Below are 17,877 nucleotides of genomic sequence, written 5' to 3'. Positions count from 1 at the left end.
AAAGTAGTAAAGGAAGTAAAGAGAAAATAAAAAAGGAAAAAAAGCTAAGAGAAGCAAACTCTTAGCTTATTATTTATAGACTTTATTTTATTAGATAATTACCATTAATTAAAAAGTAATCTTATAATAAACAATTAAAATGTTTATCCCTTAGGTGTTAGAAGGTTTAACAGAAGTTGTAAGCGCATTAATTGCAGATTCTACTGCTGAGTTCGCGGCTTTTAACAATTCATTAATTGCTGTATTGAGTTTAATAAGCTCTGAAGCTCCTTTATCTTTAGTACCATCTGTTACATCTATAACATTTTTTGCATGCGCATCAGTAACACCTTCTTTCCCAAGATCACTATGCTTTGATTTAACCGTAGTTAAGAATGCTGTACTTTCCTTCTTAGCACTACCAACCTTTGCCTTCAAATCACTAGAAAGCCCAACTTTTTTTTCTAATGATGTTAATTTAGTCTCTACAGCTAATACTACACTATATGCTCCTACAATTAACGATCCATTATGGTCCTTCTCAGCTTCAATACCATCATTTTTAATTTTCTTACCAATAGCTTTAGCAAGTTCGTCAATGGACTTAACTAAAGTATGAATTTCTTTAACATCTTTAGCAAAAGCAACAGAATCTGTAATGTTTTTAGTTATTTTATCTAGGTCAATAACAGTACCATCAGATTTAGCAGCCTGCCCATCTTTAGTAGCATTCCCTGAAGTATTACAAGAGCTAAGTAAAAATAAAGTCATCAATAATGCACATAAAGTAATTCTTTTCATTATCACGTGCCTCCTTTTTAACTCAAAGAGGCCAGATATAAACAAAAGGAAAACGGTTCTTATAAAAAGAGAAGAGTTTTCCTCAAATGACTTTATTTAATTATGTTTTATTGATAATTATTTATTATTGCTGACTACCAATTGCTGATTCTGTAGGTGTAGTAAAATCTACGGACTTATCTTCTTGTGTAACTGTAGCAAGAGCTGCACTTATTGTCTTTAAACTACTATCAACAGTATTTCTAATTGCTATTATTAAAGTACTTAAAGTCTTACCAACAGCACTAGCTACTGCCCCATTTACTGCATGAGCAGATTTCTCTTCATTATTCTTAGCAGTAAATTTACCATCCTTAGCCATTGCCCTTAGGGCTATACCAGCAGCAATAACTGCGTCCTTTTGTGCTACTGCCTCTTTAATTTCTTTTTTGTCATCTTTAGCCGGAGCAATAGCAATCTCAGCTGCATCTGTAGCTTTTTCAATTCCTTCAGCATCATTAACTTTAGGATCTTCTTTGGATTTAGCAATAGCTTGCAAAATGTCAGCCCCAGTTACAGCTCCAATGGAAGCACTAGCTGCAGCAGCTTCAGCTTCTTGAGCTCTATCATCATCTTTCTTTGCAAAAAGTTTACCAATTGATTTTTTTTCAGCTTCTGAAGTCTTAGTAGCAGTGGGATCTCCTTCTTTATCTTTTAAAACTACATCAACAATAGTTTTAATCCCTTTAACAAGTGAATTTACACTTGCAACATCTGCTGCTACAGCATCTTGATTGTGTACAGCATTCCCAATAACAGTATCAGTTGTAGCCCCACTAGCAGCAGTTTTAGCCCCTTCAGCAATTTTATCTAATGTGTTAGTAATAAACGTATCAACAACTGATTTAATTTTTGAGTAATTCCCATTTTTAGTAACTTCATCTTGTAACTTTTTTTTAACTGTGTTCATAGTGTTTTCAATATCAGTGAAATACTTACCAATATCTTCCTTTTTAGTCTCAGCCTTAATACCAAAAGCCCCAGCAACCATATCAAAAAGAGAAGTAAAAACATCTAAGAACCCTTTACCCAAATTAGCAATAGAGTTTAAGAAAGTGGTTTTAGGATTTTGAGCACTAGTACTGCCACTGCCACAACTAAGAAGTAAAAATAAAGTCATCAATAACGCACATAAAGTAATTCTTTTCATTATCACGTGCCTCCTTATTGTCCTTCTCTATAAGTGAAGAAGGAATTAGATAGACAAAAAAGTTTTTTTAATCTACCAAAATGAAAAAATAATAATTTTTACAAAAACAATTAGCACTCACAAAACTCATATAACACGAGAAGAAATTCTATATATTGCTTAAATCATAAAGATAAAGGGATTAAATAGGTAATCTTATAAGGTTCATACCTTACAGCATATTATTATTGTATTGTTGCAAAGGATATAAAGTAAACATAGTATCTACTGAAGCTCAGCCATACAACAACTCTAAAAGGACTATGGCTAATTTACAAAAGGAAACTAATGAAAAAATCAAATAAAAGGTTATTACTCAAACTTATGTTGCCCATCAGAAGTTTGATTCACTTAAGAATGAGTTTGAAAAAACAACTGATAAACTACTTGCTCAAATTAATGGATATAAAAACGATAAGAATAAATACACGGTTCTTTTGAATGGCTTACAAAAGATGCACAAAAACAAAAAAGCAAGTAATAAGGTCTTATCATAATTTCATTTGCTATGATAGGAGCAACTTGAATATAAAACATTGTAGTTGAAATATCTGAATGGTCTGCAATTTCTTGAATTAATTCTAATATTTTGGGCCTCCTCATATATTTCTGTAAGGTAGATGTGTCTCAATAGATGAAAATATATTTTTTGTTAAACTTTACAATAAATTCTCTTTTTATAATTTATTGTAAAGTTTTGTATTAAGTGATACTTCATCTTTACATGAAAAAAAACATAAAATCTATCAAAATATGAAATTTATTAAACCTGAATATAAAAATTTAGAGCTTAATTAAAAATCCTTAATAGAATTTTTAATTAAGCTCTAAAGGCTACTTGAAATGATCATAGTACAGGTAGTACTAAAACACATAGCACTACTAACAACAACCAGCATACAATAAATCTAAAGTAAAATCAACTATTCTCATTTTTTAATATCATTACCCTTTCTTAAAATAGTTTGCTACTATCTACTATATATATAAAATAATAATGGGCATTCCTATTAATGAAGTAAAGTTTCACATTCTATTTACTATATTAAGCTTTTTTAGTAACACTACGATACTATTTTTTAACTCTTCTTTTAAGGTCGCATTATCTTTTTTTCTTTTTTTTTCTTAAAACTATATTATTACTTTGTATTTTTTTAAGCAAATTGCATTCTAAATTAGATATGTCTTTTATAAATTTTTCCCTACATTAATCATTTTTTCTCTGTAAGACTTAATAATAATAATTATTATTAAGTAAAAAATATTGATTCTTCAGTAAACCCCTTAAAAACTCCATCCTTGGATTTTATGCCCTATATGATTCTATACACTAAATTATCCATAAACGCTCCTTATTTATTTTTTATTTTAAAAATTTCAAATTCGGTTTGAAGTTGTCTCAGCCAATCCTTTTTACTTGAAAAGAGAATATCTAATATGAAACCTGTAAATTTTGCATTTTTTTTATAAAAATCATAACTATCTTGATTCTTAAGTTGAAAACGTAATGGTTTTATTAGATTGCATTTGGATTTTTTTAACTTATTTGATGTGGTTCTTAAAAATGCAATTGTTTTCGTAATTCCATTTTCTACTACATAACTCTCTTCTAAAATTCCATTTTCCAAAGCCGTTGCTATCTTTAAATAATCATAAGCCTGACTTCTTGCCAGCTTATAATCCTTAATAAAATCTTCAAATATTCTATATCCATCTAATTTATAATACTCATTATCTTTTATTTCTTTTAAAATTTTAATGGCCTCCATTTTATAATAACTTTCTTGTTGAAAATTAGATTTTAATTTTTGTTTTAGCTTATTGTAATAAACCTTAATCTCATCCAATGTTTCTAAATTTCTTTTATTTATTATAATATCCATTTATACCGCCTTTCTTACTACGATAAGAAATAATGTCCAGTTAACTGGACATTGAAATTCTTTTTAAAAAATTATTTAATATACTTTCATATTCTAATATATAGTCTTTACCCAAATTGAATATATCATTTTTTGCTATTTTTTTATTTAAATCTTCTCGTTCTGATACTAATCCCAAAAAATTCTTATTTTCTTTAAGAAAATTAAACAGTTCTTTATGGGTATTATTTTTTTTAAATCTAGTTATAATTATAAAAACAGGAATTTCTATTGCTAGGTCATCGATAGAAAAACTTAAAAGTTCCAAGCTCTCAACTGCCCATTTCTCTGCAGTCATAGGTACTATTATATAGTTGCTAACTACAAGAGCGTTAGTTAAGGTATAATCTAAGCTAGGATTTGTATCTATTATTATATAATCATAGTCTAATTCTAAATTTTGCAATTGTTTTTGTAGTTTAATCTCTTTGAATGTTATTGCCTCTTTATTAAACTTATGTAAGCTTAAGTAACTAGGAATCAAATCTAGATTGCCTCCAATATTTATGATTGAATCATGAATACCTACATTGTTCCTTAAAACTTCGTATATATTAATAGTTTTCAAATCTATATTACGTTTTTCTATTGTCATAAAAAAATAACTAGTAACTGAAGCTTGAGTATCCATATCTATTAAAAGCACTTTATGTTTCTGGGCTAATAAAGTTGCAAATATCAAACAAGTTGTACTTTTTCCAACTCCACCCTTAATGCTTGCAATTGTTATTATTTTTGTCTTTTTTTTATCCACTTTGTTATGAGTCCCCCTTCTGGTAATTTTTTATTGTAAAATAAATATACTTGTTCCTCTAAATTCGCAAGTTTTTCAATTAGAGATTTGTAATATTTGGTATCAATTTTTTCTTTCCTAAGCAAGTAAGAAATTCCTTTAATGTAGCAAAAGACACTTCCCTTTTTAAATCTAAATTCTATGTAGTAAACTTTCGAAAACGTGGCCACTTTTATTGTTCCATTTTCTTCATATCTTGTTATAATGTTTCTTATTGGTTTTCTATAGCCATAATAAATACCCGAAAATTTATCATCATCTCTTAAAGCAAATAAACTAAAAAGTTCTATTTTTGATTGATTAAATAAGCCCCTCAACGCAATAAAGAACTTATATTTTTGTCTTTTATCGATCCCAAATGTGAGAAAATCCATCATGATTTTTGTGTGATATAATGTTCTTTTATTGTGGCTTTCTATTTTGGTGAAGATTGGCTTATCTCTTTTTTCTTTAATTTCTAATTCCTTTTTTCTAAGACGTTTTGATACGCTCTCCATAATTAATCCTTAACTGGTAATTTTTTCAGATTTTTCTAATTTTGAAGAATTCCTGTTACTTTTTACTAATTTTAAAAGTTCATAGTAATAGTAATTACTAAATACTTTGCTATACTCTAATTTGTTCTGTTTATTTAAATAATCTTTTAATATCGGTACTAAAATCGATGTGTCCACTTTGTATTTTAACTGGTCAAGAAGTATGCTAAATACGTTGTTCTTAATGTCTTTTTCATTTTCTTTTATAATTGTTTTGACATTTTCAACTGTATTCTTAAGCTTTTCTACTATCTTCTTTAAGTCACTGTATTTATCTTTTTCTATGATAAAATGGGGTTTGCTTTTATATTTTTCATATATGCTTTGTGTTTGAGTTTCTAACTGTTTGTTGTTATAGCCTTCGTTTTCTAGTCTGGTTTTTATTTCTCTTAATATTTTATTTAATTCTTTTTGTTTGCTTTTATTTGTTTTAGTACTATTGATTTTTTTATATGTATTGTTTTCAGATGTTTTTAGTATTTTTAATAATTCAATCTTGTTTTCTTTGCTTATTTTTAAATCGAGTATGAAGTCTAAGTCATTTGATTTAAAATTGCATTTTTTAGCATACTTTTCTATTTGTAGTCTTTCTATAGATTTTGAATTTTTTTCTTTCTCTTTATTATTATATATATTATAATAACACTCCCATTTTTCTACATTGCTATTTTGATTATGGGCCTTTTTAAGATATTCATTAACACGGTTTTTGTGTCCATTCACTTTTTTATCTCTAAAGAGTTTATTGATTATGCTGTAACATTCTTTTTTGGAGTATTTAAGTTCATAGTAAATTTCGGTTCCCATGTTAACGCCCAAATGTCTGTGATAATTAATTGTTATTCTAAATTCTTTTTTTAATTTATAAAGATAGCTTTGTAGTGTTTTGAGTTTAATAGGTTTTTGGCCATTTCTTTTCATATTATTATTGAAATAATAAAGTATGTCACTTTGAGTATATTGTTCAAGGTTTAGGTTTATATAATTTAGTGTTGATATTAAAACGATTAATTTATGTTGGTATTTATTGGTAGACTTTTTTGTGCTTTTCATATGTTTTCTCCTGTACTATGAATTTATATTATCCATGATAACTCAATGAATATTAAAAAGTAAACAGTTCTTTTAGTAAAAAGATTTTTGTATAAAATTAACAAAAAATAGTATAACAAAAACAAATGGGAATAAAGTAGGAGTTGGCATGCAACAATTTGGTTTGTATAGACATATAATATTTGAAGGAAGCATGCTTAAGATGCAGGCTGCTACTTTTATAAATAAAAAATGAATAATGAAATATTGGTTTTAATCTTTCAAGATTTATATATTTAATAAATCAAATAATTATCAAAACTTAAAGTTTGACGAATAATTTTTCTGTAAATAAATACCTAATTTGATGTTTAGGTATTTATTGGTTGGTAAAAATTTTGAAATGAGAAGTAGTATTGAGGTATATAAAAATATTAGCAAATACTTACACGTAGAGTCAATTTTTAAAGGTTTTCATTGTATATAAAATATCTCATCTAAGGTTATTTATGTAAATAGAATAGATGTTGTTTTTGATATGTTTGGAATATATCTAGTGTACTTCTTTTACCTTTAACAAATACTTGAATATTTACTCTACATTTACTTTATTTATTGATTTAATAGCTTTCAATTTTGCAATGATGGGTTATTTAGTACAAAATTTAAATTCTCTATCTCTGTTAACTTAAAGTTTACTTTTATAGTTACTCTTACCATTTTTATAACGAGTTTAATTTATTCTCTCTTACACATCTTTATCTAGAATTTTTGTTGCCTTATTCTCTTAAATATTCTTTTTTAAATCTATCTTATCTTAACTTACTGATTATGAGAGTTTTATTTAACCCCCTGCTCCGTTTGCTCCACAAGTGCTTACAGCTCCTTCTTTAAAACCATTGAGCGTACTTTCATCCATTTTACTAAAGTATCCTTGTACAACGGTTTTAAAAGTGCTTTTACCCCCATCATTTCCATTACATTTTTCAAGTTCAGTATTTATATGTTCAAGTGCTTCCTTTATTTTAGATTCATCATGATTTAAAAATTTGTTAAAAAGATCATCATTGCCCAAAGCTTGTTTTAAGAAATCCAGATTTGATTTTTGAGTATCATTTAGCTTTTCTTTTAATGCGTCTTCAGGTGTTTTTTGTACTTCTTCTTGTTCTTCGAAGTTTCCTTTAACTTTACTCTTAGGTGTAGCATTGCCATGTTCATATTCACAACTACTAATTAGTAGTGCCAACACCAAAATAAAATTAATTTTATTCATATAAATCCCCTTATCTTTTTTGTTTTAAAAATATATCTCTATTTATACATCTTTAATGTACATGTACGTATAAGTATTAATTGTTTTTGTAAAATTTATTGTTTTGTTATAAATTTTATGTTAAATATATTTTGTTAACCTATTAGTTAACTTATATTAAAAGGTATGAGTAGGATAAAAAAATCATTAGATGATTATGTTGTGTATTTTAGAGAAGGGAAGCTTAATGACGCGAGGATAGCAAAAGAGCTTGGAGTTAGTCGTGTTAATGTAGGAAAGATGAGACGCAGGTGGGAATCGCTTAAAGATGACCCTGAGTATATTAATGGTACTGCTAAGCTTACTATTCGTGAAGATACTTTCAATAATATCTTATTTCATGCATCACAAAGTACGGCCCAAGCACGTGATCTTAAAAGTCAGTTTAGTATGGCTAAAAGTATGTTGGGACTAGAATTTATAAATTCATTTAGTCGTTATTTAGAGTTAGAACTTAAAACTCATAAATACAAAATAGAAGAATTAGAGTCCCAAATTGGCAATCTTTACAAGAAGACTTTAAGTAAAAAAGTTGCACATTCAGAAGAAAAGAGTCGTGAGCTTGAAGAGTTAAAACTTAAACTCGATGAGCTTAAAAGGGATCTCGAACTTAAGAAGATGTCACTATGTTACAAGACAATGCTAAAGCTTAAAGCTACTGATACAGATGTGCGCTCTAAATTACAAATTTAAAGGATATGGTAATGGATATATATAAACTGCCTATATTTAAAGAAATGCAGCGAGAGTACAAGCGTGATTTTGGTATTGATATAATGGATTTTGTTAAGCCTAAAGCATTGGAGGTTGATTTTAAAGGGTTTGAGCAGAGACACTTAACTAAAAAGCAACTTGAAGTACTTAAATCTATCGAAAAAGGTAGAGAGACTAAAATAATCCTCTCAGGTGGGATTGCTAGCGGTAAAACATTTCTAGCATGTTATTTATATCTAAAGATGCTCATTAAGAATAGACATCTATACAGGCAAGATACTAATAATTTTATATTAGGTAATTCCCAAAAATCATTAGAGATTAATGTTTTAGGGCAGTTTGAAAAGATTGCTAGTATGCTTAAGATACCCTTTAAGCCAAAATTTTCTAACACATCATATTTTGAAATAGACTCACTAAAAGTTAATCTGTATGGTGGTGATAAGGTGAGTGATTTTAAGCGGTTTAGAGGCTCTAATTCGGCACTCATTTACGTTAATGAAGCAACTACACTGCATAAAGAAACATTAATGGAATGTTTAAGGTCACTTAGAGTAGGAATGCAAACCATTATATTTGATACCAATCCAGATAGTCCTGAACATTTCTTTAAAACTGATTATATTAATAACACAGAAATTTACTCTACATATAACTTTACAACATATGATAATGAATTAATTTCTAGAGAATTTATTAAAACCTAAGAAGAGATTTACAAAGACATTCCAACATATAAAGCAAGGGTTCTACTTGGAGAATGGGTTGCATCCTGTGATGCGATATTTACCAATGTTAATCTTACAAGTAAGCATGAATTTATATCCCCAATAGCATATTTAGATCCTGCATACAGTGTTGGAGGAGATAATACAGCCCTTTGTGTTTTGGAGAGAGTAGATCAAAGTTATTATGCGTTTATATTTCAAGAAAAGTTACCAGTAGGTGATCCTAAGGTGTTAAATACAATTAAAACTATACTTACAAACCTTAATGTACACAAACTATATGTTGAAGATAGGGATGATATTTCTGGGCATGGGAATGTGACTAAAACGTTTCTTAAACTTAGAGAAGGTATGAGTCATAAGTTTAAAATTGCTCCAATTAAACCTATAAGTAATAAATTTACTAGAATTGCTACGTTAATAGAGCCATTTGCAACATCTAAACTTAGTATTATGGATTATTCAAGTAAGTCAGCTGTATATGATATTTATAAGTACAAAGGAGATGGTAAGAGTGATGATGATTCATTAGATAGCCTATCAGCATCATATATGTTATTGACTCTAAGTATGCGTACCCTCAGAGCACATTTTACTAAAATAAGGTTCCTATAACACTTAAAATATTATATAATAATTACATAAGGAGTGTTTTTATGGGACGTGCACAGCCTGTTATTACTCAGCAAATGGTTATATCTGAACTTACCAAGGCAGGTATAAATAGAGATATTGCTATTGACCTGTCTTACAGATATTATCGTAATGAGCTTACGCACAAAGATATTGAGTATTTAGAGACTACTTTTAACCTTAAGCTTGAAAAGGTAGAAGCAACTTTACAAACTGAGTTTCAAAGGGTTGAAACAACTTTAAAATCAGATATTAGAGATCTGGATAACAAAATAGATACAGTCAGAGGTGAATTAAAATCAGACATTAGAGACTTAGATAATAAAATAGATACCGTTGAGAATAATCTTAACGCCAAAATAGATACTAAATTCAATGAACTTGATACCAAGATTGATAATGTTAGAAATGAGGTTTCTCTTGTTAGAAAAGATATGGAAATTAATAGAGTGGAGCTTGATAATAAACTTGATAGAACTGCATCAGAATTTAAAAGTACATTAAGACTTCATGGTTGGATGTTTGGAACTCTTATTACCCTAAATATAGGAATATTTTTAGCATTAATGTCATTATTAGTAAAGTAAATTTATTTACTTAGCCCCTTATTTAATTGACCTTCTGTCAATTATTTTTTTATCAAAATCATTTAATTTTTTGTTAAATACAATTATCAATTGATGATTGCCTCATTGTATTTAATCTCTGCAAGGTTACAATATCTGTGTTTTTAGTTTTTGTTTTTATGTTTATCAAAGCTTGTTAGCCATCTTTCTCTTTAGAGTTAAAAAGGAGGCACGTGATAATGAAAAGAATTACTTTATGTGCATTATTGATGACTTTATTTTTACTTCTTAGTTGTGGCAGTGGCAGTACTAAGGCTGAGGATTCTCAGAGCAGATTCTTAAAATCTGTTATTAATTTAGGTAATGACTTCTTAAATGTTTTTACTTCTTTTGGTGAGATGGTTGAAGGTATATTAGGATTTAATACTAATACTAAGAAGTCTGATATTGGAGTTTACTTTAAGAAAGTACATGATACTCTTTCATCTACTAAGACAGCCCTTGAAAAAATTGTTACTGATATGAAATCTGAAAATAATCCTAATGCAGAGGCTACTGATACTGCAGTAAAAACATTAGTTGATAATACACTTAGTAAAATAATTGAAGGAGCTAAGACCGTTAGTGAGGCTATTGGTGATTCTACTGACCCAATTACTAATATTGCTCAGAATGCTTCTGGTGTTGCTGGTACTGAAGTTGATACCCTAGTAAAGGGAATTAAAGATATAGTAGATATAGTTCTTAAAGATATAGGGACTGCTGATGCTGGGGATGATAAAAAGGCTGACGATCTTGGTTCAAGAACCGCTAATGCTGGTGATGGTGAAGCAGGTAAATTATTCGGTAATGCTGCCATTGCTAATGATCCTAAAAAATCAGCTGCTGATGCAGCAAAAGCTGTGGGAGCGGTAACTGGTGCTGACATCCTAAAAGCCATAATTAAAGATGGTGGTGATGCTGCTAAATTTGCTAAAGAACTCACTGGTAATGTTTCTGCAATTCCTAGAGATGCAACTATAGCAGGAGGAATAGCATTGCGAGCAATGGCTAAGGATGGTAAGTTTGCTAATGGTAATGCTAATGAGTCAAAGAAAGTAGTAGAGGGTGCAGCAGTAAGCGCAGTAATTAAGGCATTAGATACTCTAACTATAGCGATAAGAAAAACAGTAGATGAAGGACTTAAAACAGTAAAAGAAGCAATGAAGATTAATGCTACCGATACCCCTGTAAATACTGATAATACAACCTCTGAAGTTAAGCAGAACTAGTTAGAATTTAATAACAATATACATAACTAAATAAAGTCATTTGAGGAAAACCATTCTCTTTATGAGAACCGTTTTCCTTTTGTTTATATCTGGCCTCTTTGAGTTAAAAAGGAGGCACGTGATAATGAAAAGAATTACTTTATGTGCATTATTAATGACTTTATTTTTACTTAGCTCTTGTAATACTTCAGGAAAAAATCTTAAAGATGATGAAGTGGCTAAATCTGATGGTACTGTTATTGATCTAGCTAAAATAACTAAGAACATTACAGACACTGTTGCTTTTGCTAAGAGTGTTAAAGAAGTTCATTCTTTAGTTAAGTCCATTGATACACTAGCTAATGCTATTGGAAAGAAAATTAAAAATGATGATGATGGCTTTGATACCGAATCAAATAAAAATGGATCATTACTCGCAGGAACATTGCAATTAATATTTGCCGTAGGAACTAAATTGGAAGCTTTAGCGAAAATAGCCGGAATTTCTGATGAGTTGAAGGGAAAGGTTACTGCTGCTAAGACTGAAAATACATCATTAATAGCCAAATTGAAGGGAGGGGATGCTAATCTTGGTAAACATGATGCTACTGATGAACATGCAAAAGAAGCTATAGATAAAACTAATAAGCCTAATGGAGATAAAGGAGTTGCAGAACTTAAAAAACTCAACACAGCAATTGATGCGTTATTAAAAGCTGCTGAAGCGGCAGTAACAGCTGCTATTAATGAGCTTACAACTACTACTAAATCTTAACTAAGAGATAAATTGTTATTATAAGATTAGTTTTTAATTGATGGTAATTATTTGATAAAATAAAGTCTATAAATAATAAGCTAGGAGTATTCTTCTCTTAGCTTATTTTGTTTCTTTTTTTCTATCTTTACTGTTTTATTACTTTATTTTTACTTATTAGCTGTGGCAGTGGCAGTACTAAGGCTGAGAATCCTCAGAGTAGATTCTTAAAATCTGTCATTAGTTTAGGTAATGATTTCTTAAATGTTTTCACTTCCTTTGCTGATATGGTTGGAGGGGTTTTAGGGTTTAATACTACTACTAAAAAGTCTGATGTTGGGAACTATTTTAAGACTATAGAAAAAAGCTTAACAACAACTAAGACATCCCTTGAGAAAATTGTTTCTGACATGAAATCTGAGAATAATCCTAATGCTGCTACAGCTGAGACTGCTGTAAAAAACTTAATTGATAATACTCTTAGTAAGATAATTGATGGGGCTAAAACTGCTAGTGAGGCTATTGGTACTACAGGTGATGACCTGCTTGGTAATATTGGTGCTAATAATGCTGCTGGTGTTGCTGGTACTGGTGTTGATAAATTGGTACAAGGGATTAAAGGTATAGTAGAAGTAGTGCTTAAAGAAGGAAATGCTGAGGCGGGAAATGATAAAAAGGCTGAAGATGGTAGTACTGCAAGAACCGCTAATGATGGTGCAGGTAAGTTATTTGCTAGTGATAATGCTGGAGATGCAAATGCTGCAAAAAAATCAGCGGCTGATGCTGCTAAAGCTGTTGGTGCTGTAACTGGGGCTGACATATTAAAGGCTATTGTTAAAAATGGCTCTAGTTCAGCTGTAGATGCTGCCAAGGCTAATGCTAAAGATGCTACTATTGGAGGGGCTATTGCATTAACAGCTATGGCAAAGGGTGGTAAATTTGCTGGTCCTAGTGCTGCTGCTGCTGAATATGCTCCTGCAGTTAAAGGTGCAGCTATAAGTGCTGTAAACAAGGCACTAAATACTTTAACTATTGCTATAAGAGAAACAATTGACAGAGGACTTAAGGAAGTTAAAGATTCTATGAAAATTAATCCTACTGATAATCTCGTAACTACTGATAATACAACCTCTTAAGTTAATAAGAACTGTTAGAATTTAATAACAAATACATAACTAAATAAAGTCATTTTAGGAAAACTATGTCTCTCTTCATGAGAATTGTTTTCCTTTTAGTTATGTCTAGTTTCCCCTTTAGATTAATAAGGAGGCACGTGATGATGAAAAGAATTACTTTAAGTGTGTTATTAATGACTTTATTTTTACTTCTTGGCTGTGGCAGTGGGAGTACTAAGATGGAAGATCCTAAAACCACATTCTTAAATTCATTAGTTAAGATAGGGCATGGATTTCAAGAGATTTTTGGCATCTTTGGTAATGCTATTGGTGATGCTTTGGGACTTACAGCAGTTAAATCTGGTGACAAGAGAAGTAAAGTTGGTGAACACTTTGAAAAAATAAAAAAAGGTTTAGGTGATACTAAGGGGAAGTTAAAAGAGCTATCAGGTGATATATTTGAAGCAAAAAATGCTAATAGCAGCACAATTGAAGCTGTTAAGAGTACAATTAGCAGTGCTAGTGATGTCTTTGAGCAACTAATTTCTGCTCTAATTACACTTGCTGGTGTAACTAATGATGGTGCTGACATTGTTGATACTGCTAATGCTGCTGCAGTTGCTGCCGATAAAGATAGTGTTGAAACTGTTATTAAAGAAGTTAAAGCTATAATTGAGACTGCTAAAGAATCAGGCGTAAAGATTGATACCGGTAAAGCTGGTAGTCCAGTGGCTGCTGGTGATGATAAGGCAGGATCAGCTCTTGCAAAGTCTGGTGCTGCTGCAGCTGCTAACTCTGGTCCTAATCTAGCTGAAGAGGTATCTAAAGCTGATCCATGGGCTATGATTGGTAAGATTAAAGATGCTAAGATTGATGCTGAACTTGCTGCAGGCAATAATAATGAAGCAGGAGCTCTAGCTACTAAAATTGCTGCTGCTGGTGCTAAGAGTAATGCAGACTTAGCTGCAGCTGTTGCTCTTAAAGCTATGACTAAAACCGGTAAACTTAGTGCTGCTGCTAATGAAGATGGTGCAGTTAAAGCGGCTGCTATAACTGTTGTAAATAAGGTATTAGGAATACTCGATATAATAATTAAGAGAACAGTATCAAGTGAACTAGATAAGATAAAAAAAGCTGTTAAGGGAATACAGTACTCTGAGACTACTACTGAATCAACTGAAGCTAGTGCCGCTCAACCTACTACTCCTGCTGTTACTAAATAAATTAGCTAATTAAATAATCTAAAAATAATCTAAATAAAGTCATTTGAGGAAAACTTTTCTTTTCATAAGAATGTTTTCCTTTTTTTGAATTTTATTATATTAAATATTTGTACTAAAGATCAGTAAACAAGTTCTTGATAAACCTTGTTTAACAGAGGTAAATGATTATTATGAGATTAGTTTTGATTAGTAAGTGAGTAAAATTATTCGGAAAGTAAAGGTAGGAACGAGGTTTCTTAGTTTTTGTTTTTATTGAATGATGTGTTTACTTTAGTTAATTGATTTTTTATTTATTTTTTTAAAGTTTAAATTGGATGTAATTAATTACAAGTTTTATATTAAGATAATATCTTTGTTCTTTATTGTATAAATTTACTTAATAAAATAGTTTTGTTGTGTTTTAAGTAGGTCAAAGTGAGATAATTATATTATTTTAATAATTTATTTGAAATTTAAAATAAAAGGTGTATATTTACCAGTAATTGTTATATTTCAATATCGAGATTCAATAATTAAATAATTTGATATCCCAGGAGGGAGATATGAAGAGAAGTATTTTATCAGTATGTATGTTAACATTATTATGTTTGTTATCATGTGATATAAATGCCCTTAATGAATTGCTAGATAAAGCAAGGGAAAAATTTTTAGATGAAAGCAAAGATAATAAAGATTTAAATCATAAACAAGAAAATCAGGAACAAAAAGAAGTTGTTATAGATGATTTTGAAGAAGAAGTAGAAATACAGCAAGATATGGAAGTAAAACCTGTTAATGCGGGATTTGTGGTGCCTCAACAAGTATATCCATATTATCTTCAGCAAGAAATAGTAATAGACGAAAAAGATTTAGTTCCAAGTACTGATGAAGAGAAGAAAGCCCAAGAAGAAATTGAAAAAGTAAAAAGTGCTCTTGGAGATTCTGGATTCCAGCAATTAATTGAGGATGCACTTAAACTCAAAAGTGAATATAAGCAATTAGAGTTTAGTTTTTATGATACACTCTCAGAACTTAAAAATAAAAGAGAGAATTATTCTTTAAAAAGTAGGAGAGAGAATAGAGCAAAAAAAAGTTCCCTAACTCAATTGCAAAATAAGTTAAATGATCAAAGGTCTCAGATTGATATGCTTAGGATTAAAGTTGATAATGGTCTTGACGAACGAAGATCTGCAGAATTTTTCTTTAATAAGTCCCAAGAAACTTTAAGAGAAGCTATTACTGAAAGATTAAGAGAGAATAAACGTAGAAGTTACCGGTGGTCAAGAAGAGGGAATAGTGATTTTCTAGCTAGAGATTCGCGACGCTATGCAGAAAATGTTTCAAGTTTATTGGAATCCTCTTCTTCTGATATAGGAGAAGTAATAGGAAGAAAGAAAGAGATAGAGGGACTCATTAAAGATGCAAAGTCTGTTCTAGAGAATCTTGCAAGATAGAGATGGTAAAGATTTAAATATTTTATAACATTAGTATTTGCAAGAAGGGTTCCTTATAGAGGAACCCTTCTTGATTTTATTTAAAGTAGTTTCTACAAACTAATTACTTTTAAGATTTGACTGTGTGTTTATTTGATATTTCCATCTTAAGGGTTTAAATAAGGATAAGGATTGTTGTTTTGAATTATTTTTAAAAAGTTTTTGTTATAATGATTTAAATTGAATAACCAATAAATTATTTTAAAGCTTTGAGGGGTAATTGCTTTTGAATACTGATATCGAAAAAGATGATTTGTTAAATAAGGAATATAAGGTTTTAGATAAAGGCTTTATCAAGCTTGTTGATTATATGGGTAGTGACGAGAGAATAGTTCAAGCATCAAGAATTTCATATCGAGGTGAAAGCATTAGGAGGGAAGATGATGAGCTTATCGATTATTTGATAAGAAATGAGCATACAAGTCCATTTGAACAAGTGGTTTTTACATTTTATGTTAAGGCCCCTATATTTGTTGCAAGACAATGGATGAGACATAGAACAGCAAGGATTAATGAAGTGTCTGGTTCATATAGTTTGCTGAGAGAAGAGTTTTATCTTCCTTCAGAAGAAGACATAAAGATTCAAAGTGTTAAGAGTAGTCAGAGTGGAAATGAAAAGACTGAATATGACTTGACAAAGGATATAATAGATAATTTAAAGAAAAGCCAAAGTTCTTGTTACAAACTATATCAAAATATGATAAATTGTAATGTTTTAAAGGAAGTTTCTAGAATAGCTTTACCTTTAAGCTTATATACCGAATGGTATTGGCAGATTGATTTAAATAATCTTTTTCATTTTATCAAAATAAGGTTGGCATTAAATGAATCGAAAGAGGTTAGGGAAAATTCATCAAAAGAGATGCGTGAATATGCCAGGATATTGCTTGATGTTATTGAAAAGATTGTGCCTATTGCTACTAAAAGTTTTAAGAATCATATCTTAAAAGGGTGTAGATTGTCTTATGAAGAGATAATAGCGATTTCTGGTGCATTAAATATTAGTAAACTCAAATTGGATGATAATGCATTAAATAGGTTAAAAGATAAACTTAATATTACATAATAAACAAAGTTTCCTCTTATTGTATCTTGAATAACAGTAATAATGAGATATATTATATTTATAATGAGTAAGTTGATTTTGGATTTTGTGTGTGAGCAAGAAGATAAATTTTATGTATAGAGTTGTATTTATATTTTGTATGATTTGTTTTGTAAGTTGTGATTTATTTAAAGATTATAATAATAAAAATAATAAATAATAAAGATAATTTATTGCAAAATCCAGTTAATGTTAATTTAAAATCAGATTGGAGAGATAATCTTAAACTTAATAAAGAAGAGTTTGATACATTAACTTTTTTTGTTAATGCATTAAAAAATGAATTATCCAAAGGTAGTTCAGCCAGCTAATTTTGATATCCATTTAAAAGGAGATGTATCTAAAATAGAAGAATATATTAAAAGGTTTTTATTAAAACTGAACGATAAGGGCAAAGTTAAAGAATTACTTGAACATATTAAATATGGTAAAGATAATTTACCTAATGTAGAGGGTAGAGATGAAAATCTTAATATAGATGTAAAAGACCATTATAGAATAGAGAAAAGACTTGCTAGTGTTTTTGATAATTATTTTATGTTTTTAAATCCTCCTACCCCTGCTCCTCCTGTTGAAGAAAATCCTGAAGAGAAAGTATTTGAATCAATTAAAAAAGTGTGTTATGAGTATAGAAATAAAAGCTAAAATTGAATTAATTGTGCATAATATCACATATCTTTTTAAGATAAGCTTATACTATTAAAAACTAAACTA

Annotated in this window: 17 protein-coding genes and 1 pseudogene; 11 read left to right on the top strand and 7 right to left on the bottom strand. The window is 29.5% G+C overall.

The annotated features are described in order from the left end of the window. Nucleotides 1-150: 150 nt before the first annotated feature. From bvRMA01_RS05635 to bvRMA01_RS05605, 7 genes are all read right to left on the bottom strand, one after another. A complete protein-coding gene (locus bvRMA01_RS05635; protein WP_247032745.1) occupies nt 151-780 on the bottom strand; it encodes a Vsp/OspC family lipoprotein in 630 nt (209 codons plus the stop codon). Nucleotides 781-904: 124 nt separating this feature from the next. Next, nucleotides 905-1,969 (bottom strand): variable large family protein, encoded by a 1,065-nt coding sequence (locus tag bvRMA01_RS05630; RefSeq protein ID WP_433996728.1) that lies wholly within the window; start codon nt 1,967-1,969, stop codon nt 905-907. Nucleotides 1,970-3,360: 1,391 nt separating this feature from the next. Continuing rightward, nucleotides 3,361-3,891, bottom strand: coding sequence for a chromosome replication/partitioning protein (locus tag bvRMA01_RS05625; protein ID WP_247032742.1), 531 nt, complete (start codon nt 3,889-3,891; stop codon nt 3,361-3,363). Between the two features lie 40 nt (nt 3,892-3,931). After that, nucleotides 3,932-4,684, bottom strand: a complete 753-nt coding sequence (locus bvRMA01_RS05620; RefSeq protein WP_247032740.1) for a ParA family protein — start codon at nt 4,682-4,684, stop codon at nt 3,932-3,934. Beyond that, a complete protein-coding gene (locus bvRMA01_RS05615) occupies nt 4,660-5,220 on the bottom strand; it encodes a DUF226 domain-containing protein (RefSeq protein WP_247032739.1) in 561 nt (186 codons plus the stop codon). The genes bvRMA01_RS05620 and bvRMA01_RS05615 overlap by 25 nt, the downstream gene beginning before the upstream one ends. A 9-nt stretch (nt 5,221-5,229) precedes the next feature. Then, nucleotides 5,230-6,312, bottom strand: a complete 1,083-nt coding sequence (locus bvRMA01_RS05610) for a plasmid maintenance protein (RefSeq protein ID WP_247032737.1) — start codon at nt 6,310-6,312, stop codon at nt 5,230-5,232. Between the two features lie 823 nt (nt 6,313-7,135). Next, nucleotides 7,136-7,564 (bottom strand): Mlp family lipoprotein, encoded by a 429-nt coding sequence (locus bvRMA01_RS05605; RefSeq protein ID WP_247032735.1) that lies wholly within the window; start codon nt 7,562-7,564, stop codon nt 7,136-7,138. A 165-nt stretch (nt 7,565-7,729) separates the two neighbouring features. On the opposite strand from bvRMA01_RS05605, the gene bvRMA01_RS05600 reads away from it, so the two are divergent. The 11 genes and pseudogenes from bvRMA01_RS05600 to bvRMA01_RS05545 all read left to right on the top strand — a co-directional run bounded on the left by bvRMA01_RS05600 (nt 7,730) and on the right by bvRMA01_RS05545 (nt 17,808). Beyond that, nucleotides 7,730-8,296, top strand: a complete 567-nt coding sequence (locus bvRMA01_RS05600; RefSeq protein ID WP_247032734.1) for a DUF603 domain-containing protein — start codon at nt 7,730-7,732, stop codon at nt 8,294-8,296. An 11-nt stretch (nt 8,297-8,307) separates the two neighbouring features. Beyond that, nucleotides 8,308-9,660: pseudogene (locus bvRMA01_RS06265) on the top strand (PBSX family phage terminase large subunit). A gap of 41 nt (nt 9,661-9,701) precedes the next feature. Next, nucleotides 9,702-10,265: a Bdr family repetitive protein gene (gene bdr / locus bvRMA01_RS05585; RefSeq protein WP_247032728.1), complete on the top strand. Its 564-nt coding sequence runs from the start codon at nt 9,702-9,704 to the stop codon at nt 10,263-10,265. A 218-nt stretch (nt 10,266-10,483) separates the two neighbouring features. Then, nucleotides 10,484-11,515 (top strand): variable large family protein, encoded by a 1,032-nt coding sequence (locus bvRMA01_RS05580; RefSeq protein WP_433996727.1) that lies wholly within the window; start codon nt 10,484-10,486, stop codon nt 11,513-11,515. Between the two features lie 124 nt (nt 11,516-11,639). Continuing rightward, nucleotides 11,640-12,269 (top strand): Vsp/OspC family lipoprotein, encoded by a 630-nt coding sequence (locus bvRMA01_RS05575; protein WP_433996726.1) that lies wholly within the window; start codon nt 11,640-11,642, stop codon nt 12,267-12,269. A gap of 107 nt (nt 12,270-12,376) precedes the next feature. Beyond that, nucleotides 12,377-13,384 carry a variable large family protein gene (locus bvRMA01_RS05570; protein WP_433996725.1) on the top strand — a complete coding sequence of 336 codons (1,008 nt, stop codon included), beginning with the start codon at nt 12,377-12,379 and terminating at the stop codon, nt 13,382-13,384. A gap of 140 nt (nt 13,385-13,524) precedes the next feature. Further along, nucleotides 13,525-14,586: a variable large family protein gene (locus bvRMA01_RS05565; RefSeq protein ID WP_247032727.1), complete on the top strand. Its 1,062-nt coding sequence runs from the start codon at nt 13,525-13,527 to the stop codon at nt 14,584-14,586. Nucleotides 14,587-15,128: 542 nt separating this feature from the next. Then, a complete protein-coding gene (locus bvRMA01_RS05560; RefSeq protein ID WP_247032726.1) occupies nt 15,129-16,019 on the top strand; it encodes a P12 family lipoprotein in 891 nt (296 codons plus the stop codon). Nucleotides 16,020-16,284: 265 nt separating this feature from the next. Next, the gene (gene thyX, locus bvRMA01_RS05555) at nt 16,285-17,124 is read left to right on the top strand and encodes an FAD-dependent thymidylate synthase (protein ID WP_247032725.1); all 840 of its coding nucleotides are present in this window, start codon (nt 16,285-16,287) and stop codon (nt 17,122-17,124) included. Between the two features lie 158 nt (nt 17,125-17,282). Next, nucleotides 17,283-17,474: a hypothetical protein gene (locus bvRMA01_RS05550; RefSeq protein WP_247032724.1), complete on the top strand. Its 192-nt coding sequence runs from the start codon at nt 17,283-17,285 to the stop codon at nt 17,472-17,474. Further along, complete coding sequence (locus bvRMA01_RS05545) at nt 17,443-17,808, top strand: hypothetical protein (RefSeq protein WP_247032723.1); 366 nt, start codon at nt 17,443-17,445, stop codon at nt 17,806-17,808. Before bvRMA01_RS05550 ends, bvRMA01_RS05545 begins: the two co-directional genes overlap by 32 nt. Nucleotides 17,809-17,877: the final 69 nt, after the last annotated feature.

Source organism: Borrelia venezuelensis (assembly GCF_023035835.1).
In the GTDB taxonomy this organism is placed as follows: domain Bacteria; phylum Spirochaetota; class Spirochaetia; order Borreliales; family Borreliaceae; genus Borrelia; species Borrelia turicatae.
This window is presented reverse-complemented; position numbering and strand designations above follow the sequence as displayed.

Bases quoted from the DNA above. Each gene is read 5' to 3' on its own strand.
- bvRMA01_RS05625 (WP_247032742.1), bottom strand. From the start codon at position 3,891: ATGGATATTATAATAAATAAAAGAAATTTAGAAACATTGGATGAGATT.
- bvRMA01_RS05560 (WP_247032726.1), top strand. From the start codon at position 15,129: ATGAAGAGAAGTATTTTATCAGTATGTATGTTAACATTATTATGTTTG.
- bvRMA01_RS05600 (WP_247032734.1), top strand. From the start codon at position 7,730: ATGAGTAGGATAAAAAAATCATTAGATGATTATGTTGTGTATTTTAGA.
- bvRMA01_RS05610 (WP_247032737.1), bottom strand. From the start codon at position 6,312: ATGAAAAGCACAAAAAAGTCTACCAATAAATACCAACATAAATTAATC.
- bvRMA01_RS05605 (WP_247032735.1), bottom strand. From the start codon at position 7,564: ATGAATAAAATTAATTTTATTTTGGTGTTGGCACTACTAATTAGTAGT.
- bvRMA01_RS05575 (WP_433996726.1), top strand. From the start codon at position 11,640: ATGAAAAGAATTACTTTATGTGCATTATTAATGACTTTATTTTTACTT.
- bvRMA01_RS05635 (WP_247032745.1), bottom strand. From the start codon at position 780: ATGAAAAGAATTACTTTATGTGCATTATTGATGACTTTATTTTTACTT.
- bvRMA01_RS05630 (WP_433996728.1), bottom strand. From the start codon at position 1,969: ATGAAAAGAATTACTTTATGTGCGTTATTGATGACTTTATTTTTACTT.
- bvRMA01_RS05565 (WP_247032727.1), top strand. From the start codon at position 13,525: ATGATGAAAAGAATTACTTTAAGTGTGTTATTAATGACTTTATTTTTA.
- bvRMA01_RS05615 (WP_247032739.1), bottom strand. From the start codon at position 5,220: ATGGAGAGCGTATCAAAACGTCTTAGAAAAAAGGAATTAGAAATTAAA.
- bdr (WP_247032728.1), top strand. From the start codon at position 9,702: ATGGGACGTGCACAGCCTGTTATTACTCAGCAAATGGTTATATCTGAA.
- bvRMA01_RS05580 (WP_433996727.1), top strand. From the start codon at position 10,484: ATGAAAAGAATTACTTTATGTGCATTATTGATGACTTTATTTTTACTT.
- bvRMA01_RS05545 (WP_247032723.1), top strand. From the start codon at position 17,443: ATGAATTATCCAAAGGTAGTTCAGCCAGCTAATTTTGATATCCATTTA.